The sequence below is a fragment of the Candidatus Rickettsia kedanie genome (assembly GCF_045865205.1).
Classification (GTDB): domain Bacteria; phylum Pseudomonadota; class Alphaproteobacteria; order Rickettsiales; family Rickettsiaceae; genus Rickettsia; species Rickettsia australis.
This window is the reverse complement of sequence record NZ_BAABMM010000020.1, coordinates 1-6,491: the sequence shown is the minus strand read 5'-3', so window position 1 is coordinate 6,491 and position 6,491 is coordinate 1. Positions and strand designations below refer to the sequence as shown.

Below are 6,491 nucleotides of genomic sequence, written 5' to 3'. Positions count from 1 at the left end.
TTCTTTAAAAATTTACGAATAGCTTGGGTAAGTTTTTGCTTAAAAGATAAATATAGGAAAACAAAAAAATCTACTTTATCTTCTCTTAAACTTATAAACATCCCTTAACTTGACGCGTATGATGCCTCGCAGAATAACATCAAGAGCATTTTACCGCCCCACAAAATAACACCTCTAAGACCCAAGCAGCACTTGATTTTGTAGTTTAAATAATTCTGCCGCACCGCCTTTAGCAAGTTTTAACATTGCTATAAACTGCTCTTCGGAAAAAGATTCTTGCTCTGCCGTGCCTTGTACTTCGATTAAATTACCGTTACCTGCAAATACAAAATTACTATCCACTTCAGCATCACTATCTTCTAAATAATCCAAATCTAGTATCGCCTCACCTTTATACATCCCGCAAGAAACAGCTGCAATTTGACTCATTAACGGATTTACCTTTAAAATTCTCTTTTTCATCAATGATCTAATAGCTAGGTGTAATGCTACATAGCTTCCTGTTATTGCTGCCGTTCTAGTACCACCATCGGCATTAATAACGTCACAATCTATAATAATCTGCCTCTCACCTAGTTTCTTCAAGTCAATTACACATCGCATGCTTCTTCCTATCAAACGCTGTATTTCTTGGGTTCTTCCGCCTTGCTTCCCTTGTACTGCTTCTCTTTTAATACGCTGGGATGTAGAGCCTGGGAGCATGCCGTACTCAGCGGTAACCCAACCTTGATTCTGCCCTCGTAAAAACGATGGTACGGTAGTTTCGCAAGTAGCACTACATATGACATGCGTATTACCGATTTTAATAAGGCATGAACCTTCCGTATTAATAAGCGGTGATAATTCTAATAAAATAGGACGTAATTGGTTGCTTTTTCTTCCTGACTGTCTCATAATACAATTTGTACTCCATAAGTAAAAATAAGTAGTATACTCATTTAATTTTTCAAATTAAACGAGTATACCATTGAAAAAATTTTTATTATATCTATATATATCTCAAAAAAGAATATAAATATAAAGTAAATAAGATGATAGATGATAATATAGAAAATAATGCACAAACCATAAATGATATTGCTGAAGAGATAGTTGAAACGGCAAATCCGGAAATAACAGAGTTAAAAGCAGAAATTGAAGAGCTAAAAGACAGACTAATTAGAACTACTGCCGAAATAGACAATACAAGAAAACGTTTAGAAAAAGCACGTGACGAAGCAAAAGATTATGCAATTGCTACATTTGCTAAAGAGCTACTAAATGTTAGTGATAATCTTTCAAGAGCATTAGCACATAAGCCGACAAATTCTGATATAGAAGTCACAAATATTATTGCAGGCGTTCAGATGACTAAAGATGAACTGGATAAAATCTTTCATAAACATCATATTGAAGAAATAAAGCCGGAAATAGGATCAATGTTCGACTATAATTTACATAATGCAATTTCGCAGATAGAACATCCTGACCATGCACCGAATAGCATTATTACTTTAATGCAATCAGGATATAAAATTAGAGATAGGCTGCTTCGCCCTGCTACCGTACAAGTAGCTAAAAAATCTTAATACTAAGATAGCACTTCAAAAATTGGTGTTGTCGTTCTACAAGAGCTTCGGTTTGAACTATATTAAGTATACGCTGCGATCCTCACCTTATGAACTCCTAGCTCTTTTTGAAGTTGATCTTCGTATAGAAAATGGAAAAAATACTATGAATAGAACCGCTATATTTTGGCTAGTGTTTTTAGGGCTTTTTATAAGCGGTTTTATGCTAATTTTAGACGCAGTAAAACCATTTTTTATCGCATTTATAATATCTTACTTACTACAACCTGCTATAGGTTTTATCGCATCAAAATTTAAAATATCAAATAAATTTGTATCAAGCATAATTTATTTGATATTTTTGAGCATATTTTTCTTAAGTTTAACTATTTTAGTGCCGATAATTTATGGACAAATTTTTACTTTTATAAATAATATTCCAAAATATAAAAATTATTTACAAGCAGAAATATTACCGCCTATAATGGCAAAAATTTATTTGATAGAACCTGATATTGCCGATAAAATTAAGAATTCTTTAAGCAATTTTATAAATAGCATATTTACTATACTGGGCAGTATTGCTAATAATTTTTGGCGTTATACCATTATTACCATTAACATATTTGTTTTATTTTTACTTATACCTATAATATTATTCTATTTTCTACGTGATTGGGCTAACATTATTGCAAACATAAAATCATTATTACCTATAAAAACCCGACCGAAAATTCTAGAAATATTATTGGCAATTAATAATCTGTTATCTGCTTACATAAGAGGACAGCTAAATATTTGCTTATTATTATCTACTTATTATAGTATTGCATTTACCGTAATAGGTATTGATCTTGCTCTTTTACTTGGCATTTTAACAGGATTTTTAGTTATTATTCCTTTCCTTGGTACTTTTATATCGTTTCTTTTAACTCTAATTATCGGCTATTTAACTTTTGGTGTAACTACCAAATTACTATATATAATGATAATTTATCTAGTTGGAAATATTTGTGAGTCTTATATCTTAACCCCTAAAATTATCGGCGATAAAATAGGGTTGCATCCTCTTTGGATTATATTCTCGATTTTTGCCTGCGGCAGTTTATTTGGAATTATTGGAATATTTTTTGCTATACCGATTGCAGGGATTACAAAAATTTTACTCTTGAATCTAATTAAATTTTATAAATCTAGTAAGTTCTATCGAACAGACGGCTAAGTTATAATATTATTGTATGATTTTTAACAAGTGTCTAATGTCATTCCTGCAAAAGCGGGGATGACATAGAGAAGCATAAAAATGACCCCCTCGACTTACAACAATGCTGCTAAGGATTAATAAATGCAGCAATATATATTTCGTTTTACTACTTCTAATAAATATCATCCTGATGAGTTTATTGTTTCTAGTTCTAATGAGCAAGCTTATAATATTGTAAAAAATTGGCAGTGCAGCTTTGGCGTTAATCCTTATAAATTTACTTTATTAATTAAAGGACCTTCTTCATCAGGAAAAACTTATTTAACCAAAATATGGCAAAATTTAAGCAATGCCTATATTATTAAAGATAGTTTTTTTAATGAAGAAATTTTAGAAAAATACAATGCTTGTATCATTGAAGATATTGAACACTGGCAAGAGCCGGCATTACTTCATATATTTAATATTATTAACGAAAAACAACAATATCTTTTACTTACCTCATCTGATAAAACCAGAAACTTTACTTTACCCGATTTATCTTCACGTATTAAATCAGTACTTAGTATAGCATTAAACTCACCTGACGATGAATTAATCAAAATTCTAATATTTAAGCATTTTTCTATTTCTGCGGTCACAATATCCGGACAGATAATAGATTTTCTTTTAGTAAATTTGCCTAGGGAATATTCTAAAATTATAGAAATATTAGAAAATATTAACCATTTTGCTTTAATTTCTAAAAGAAAAATAACAACTTCATTAGTCAAAGAAGTTTTAAATAACTATAATCATAAAATCTTGTAACTTTTGCCTTGACTTTAAATCTTCTCAATATAACCTTTCTATAAATTCACTTTTTAGAAAACATTGTGTTGGGATACGCACAAAAACAAAAAATTTAAATAGAGAACCAAAACAGGCTATAGGCTTATTATCATAGGTACTTTTTTAGAGTATTTTGATCTTATGCTATATGTTCATATGGCAGTACTACTTAATGAGTTTTTCTTTCCACAATATGATACTCACGTTAATTGCCTTCTTGCAGCTTTTCTTTTTGTTCTACTTTTATTTTTAGATCCTTGGGAGCGTTATTATTTGGCTGGATAGGAGATAAATAGGTTGAAAATCCACAGTCATTATTACCACTATTTTAATGTCGTTTTCTTGCATCGTTATGGCTCATCTTCCTACTGATGCCCAAGTAGGTGCTAGTGCTGCTTGGATAGTAACAATATGCCGTATAGTGCAAGGTTGTTGTCCATGGGAGAAAGAATAGGAGCAGAATTATATTTAACGGAATCCGTAGGAGTTCCTAAACTCTTTCCTGCCATAGCATTTGTAGGGGTATGTGCCAGCTTAGGATTAACTCTCGCCCTCGGCTTAGCAACCTTAGTTACATCCTATGGCTTTAATTGGCGTATCGCATTTTGGATAGGTGCAGGAATTACTTTAATCAGTAGTGCTGCTAGAACTACTTTACGTGAAACACTGGATTTTGTTGATGCTAAGCGTAGAATACAAGAAACTATAAAAGACAGTAATATAATTGATGTAGCAAAGATAAAAAATAACCCTGTATAGCAGGAAAAAGTTAATAAGAAGACTGCAATCTATTATTTTTTAATACAACTAGTACAACCGGTATGGTTCTATTTTGCTTATATTCATTGTAGTAATATACTTAAAGATTCATTACACTATACCGCTGAAGCAGTAATACATCAAAATTTCATTATTTCTATAGTAGAATTTTTTGTAGCACTAGCACTTACGTGTTTATGTTATAAATTTCACCCATTAAAAATTTTAAAAATGCAATTGGTAATATTTTTAACTTTTCTGCTATTTAGTCCATTAATATTGGATAATATAACACAAGGCTAGCAAATTCTCTTAATTCAACTAATTGTAGTTACTTTTTCTCCAAGTGAATTTCCGGCAATGCCAATATTTTATAAAAGTTTTCCGATTTTTAAACGATTTACCTATGCCAGCTTTATATATGCTTCTTCACGAGCCGCTATATACGTAATTAGTTCTTTTGGGCTTGTTTATTTAACAGCACGTTTAATAATTTAGGATTGTTGATGATAGTAATTCCTATTATTATAGGCTATAGTCTCGGTATATCACATTTTAAAAAGCTAGCAGTTGAAGCAGGAAATTATTATTGAATATAAAAGGCAAAATGCGGCTTTCACCTTTTATATAAATTAAATTAGTTATATACTTCATCTTCTTTAGCTAATTTGGTTTTCATTATTTTAAGCAAAGAAAAAACCTTACAATATTCTTCAAGCTTTTCGTTTATTTTTTGCAGCTCATCTAAAGCACTAATAAAATCTTCTTGTATTAAATAGGTTTCTACAGTTTTATTCTGCTCTAATGTTTTAAACATGATATCTTGTAACAATTGATTATAGTGATTTTCTAACTTAGGCGTATTTGACATAATGCTTAATAAATAACTTTGTATTTTAATTAATATATGAATTTTTTAATAATACAATAACTTTTAGTTAGTTTATGTTATTATTTATCTCTCTTTGCTCTATTATCACTAATTCATGATAAAGATTTACCTTAAATTTGCATTTTAAGTAATTTAATATAGAATTAATTATTAACAAATTTTAATCTATAATGCACCTTAAAACAGATTAAAGGCATACAAATAGAGCGAATAGAATGGCAAGACTTATAGAAGAAAATAAATATGCACAATCACTAGAAAAAGATTTAGATATTGTAAAGGAGCAGAAAAAAGGCATCATATAATAATATAGACACAGCACCTAAAAAGCGGCCTCCAATATTTAGAAGTATGGATAATATAGAAGTTATACACAGGCGTAACTTGGAACATATCATTTCTTAAGAAACAGTAAAAAGTAAAGATGATTTATATATACATCATGATCCGCATCAAACGAAAGGTAAAAATACTCAAAATACCAAATCATTATTTATAGCATCGGTTATAACAAATGGAATAAGTAATATAGTAAACGTAGCAGGGGTATCTGCAGCTATAATCAGTGGTGGTGTAGCACAAATAATTTCATCAATAAATAATCATTAAAATGTTCTAAAGATTCGGTAAATCAGATTCAGGATAGAATAAAGTTAATTAAGGAGTTAAACCATAATATTAATCAAGAAAAACAAAAAACAGATATAGGTAATTATAAAAATATCCAAGAATTAGCAAAGATAGGATATAAACAAGCTGTTCAAACTGAAGCATTAACCGCTTTATTACAAGATAAGAATTACGTTAAATTTACCGCTCAAGAAAAACAACAAAGATTTAATCAGCTTAGTAAAGAAATAACACTAAGGACAGCATTAGAATATGCTGCAAAAAAAATAACATCACAAAATATAATAGTAGACGTACTAAAAGATATCAATAACACACATAATCCTTTTTATAAACAACCAGAACAAATAACTACCCATAAAAGGATTGCGTGTTAACAAAAGCAGTTAAAAATACAAATACTAATGATCATAAGGAATATAAAACGATACAGTTAAAAAAGAAATTAGAACTAAGCGGCACAGAAAATATAGTAAATAGCATCGGGAAACAACTAAACAACTCTCAGCTATAAGCTGAGAGGTTATAAAGTGGAATCGATTAGAAATCGATCATCATTAATAGGCTCACCTTCTTGCTCATCAATATACTGCTGTATCATTTCATCAGTAATATTACCCGCACTAAC

The 6,491-nt window shown here is 30.0% G+C and carries 7 protein-coding genes and 1 pseudogene; 5 read left to right on the top strand and 3 right to left on the bottom strand.

The window, feature by feature from the left end; genetic code table 11:
- Nucleotides 1–174 precede the first annotated feature (174 nt).
- Nucleotides 175–894, bottom strand: coding sequence for a ribonuclease PH (gene rph / locus ACKTSD_RS03155; RefSeq protein ID WP_412707975.1), 720 nt, complete (start codon nucleotides 892–894; stop codon nucleotides 175–177).
- Nucleotides 895–1,031: 137 nt separating this feature from the next.
- Here rph and grpE point away from each other — a divergent pair, with 137 nt between their 5' ends.
- The 4 genes from grpE to ACKTSD_RS03135 all read left to right on the top strand — a co-directional run bounded on the left by grpE (nucleotide 1,032) and on the right by ACKTSD_RS03135 (nucleotide 4,341).
- Nucleotides 1,032–1,568 carry a nucleotide exchange factor GrpE gene (grpE, locus tag ACKTSD_RS03150; protein WP_412707974.1) on the top strand — a complete coding sequence of 179 codons (537 nt, stop codon included), beginning with the start codon at nucleotides 1,032–1,034 and terminating at the stop codon, nucleotides 1,566–1,568.
- 145 nt (nucleotides 1,569–1,713) lie between these two features.
- Complete coding sequence (locus tag ACKTSD_RS03145) at nucleotides 1,714–2,769, top strand: AI-2E family transporter (RefSeq protein WP_412707973.1); 1,056 nt, start codon at nucleotides 1,714–1,716, stop codon at nucleotides 2,767–2,769.
- A 123-nt stretch (nucleotides 2,770–2,892) separates the two neighbouring features.
- The gene (locus ACKTSD_RS03140; RefSeq protein ID WP_412707972.1) at nucleotides 2,893–3,561 is read left to right on the top strand and encodes an HdaA/DnaA family protein; all 669 of its coding nucleotides are present in this window, start codon (nucleotides 2,893–2,895) and stop codon (nucleotides 3,559–3,561) included.
- 459 nt (nucleotides 3,562–4,020) lie between these two features.
- Nucleotides 4,021–4,341 carry a proline/betaine transporter gene (locus ACKTSD_RS03135; RefSeq protein WP_412707971.1) on the top strand — a complete coding sequence of 107 codons (321 nt, stop codon included), beginning with the start codon at nucleotides 4,021–4,023 and terminating at the stop codon, nucleotides 4,339–4,341.
- 637 nt (nucleotides 4,342–4,978) lie between these two features.
- Here the strand turns inward: ACKTSD_RS03135 and ACKTSD_RS03130 are convergent.
- Complete coding sequence (locus ACKTSD_RS03130; RefSeq protein WP_412707970.1) at nucleotides 4,979–5,212, bottom strand: hypothetical protein; 234 nt, start codon at nucleotides 5,210–5,212, stop codon at nucleotides 4,979–4,981.
- Nucleotides 5,213–6,233: 1,021 nt separating this feature from the next.
- Here ACKTSD_RS03130 and ACKTSD_RS03125 point away from each other — a divergent pair.
- Nucleotides 6,234–6,377 carry a hypothetical protein gene (locus tag ACKTSD_RS03125; RefSeq protein ID WP_412707969.1) on the top strand — a complete coding sequence of 48 codons (144 nt, stop codon included), beginning with the start codon at nucleotides 6,234–6,236 and terminating at the stop codon, nucleotides 6,375–6,377.
- Between the two features lie 9 nt (nucleotides 6,378–6,386).
- Here the strand turns inward: ACKTSD_RS03125 and ACKTSD_RS07820 are convergent.
- Nucleotides 6,387–6,491, bottom strand: a pseudogene (locus ACKTSD_RS07820) (IS200/IS605 family transposase); the annotation flags it as partial.

Bases quoted from the DNA above. Each gene is read 5' to 3' on its own strand.
- grpE (WP_412707974.1), top strand. From the start codon at position 1,032: ATGATAGATGATAATATAGAAAATAATGCACAAACCATAAATGATATT.
- rph (WP_412707975.1), bottom strand. From the start codon at position 894: ATGAGACAGTCAGGAAGAAAAAGCAACCAATTACGTCCTATTTTATTA.
- ACKTSD_RS03130 (WP_412707970.1), bottom strand. From the start codon at position 5,212: ATGTCAAATACGCCTAAGTTAGAAAATCACTATAATCAATTGTTACAA.
- ACKTSD_RS03145 (WP_412707973.1), top strand. From the start codon at position 1,714: ATGAATAGAACCGCTATATTTTGGCTAGTGTTTTTAGGGCTTTTTATA.
- ACKTSD_RS03135 (WP_412707971.1), top strand. From the start codon at position 4,021: ATGGGAGAAAGAATAGGAGCAGAATTATATTTAACGGAATCCGTAGGA.
- ACKTSD_RS03140 (WP_412707972.1), top strand. From the start codon at position 2,893: ATGCAGCAATATATATTTCGTTTTACTACTTCTAATAAATATCATCCT.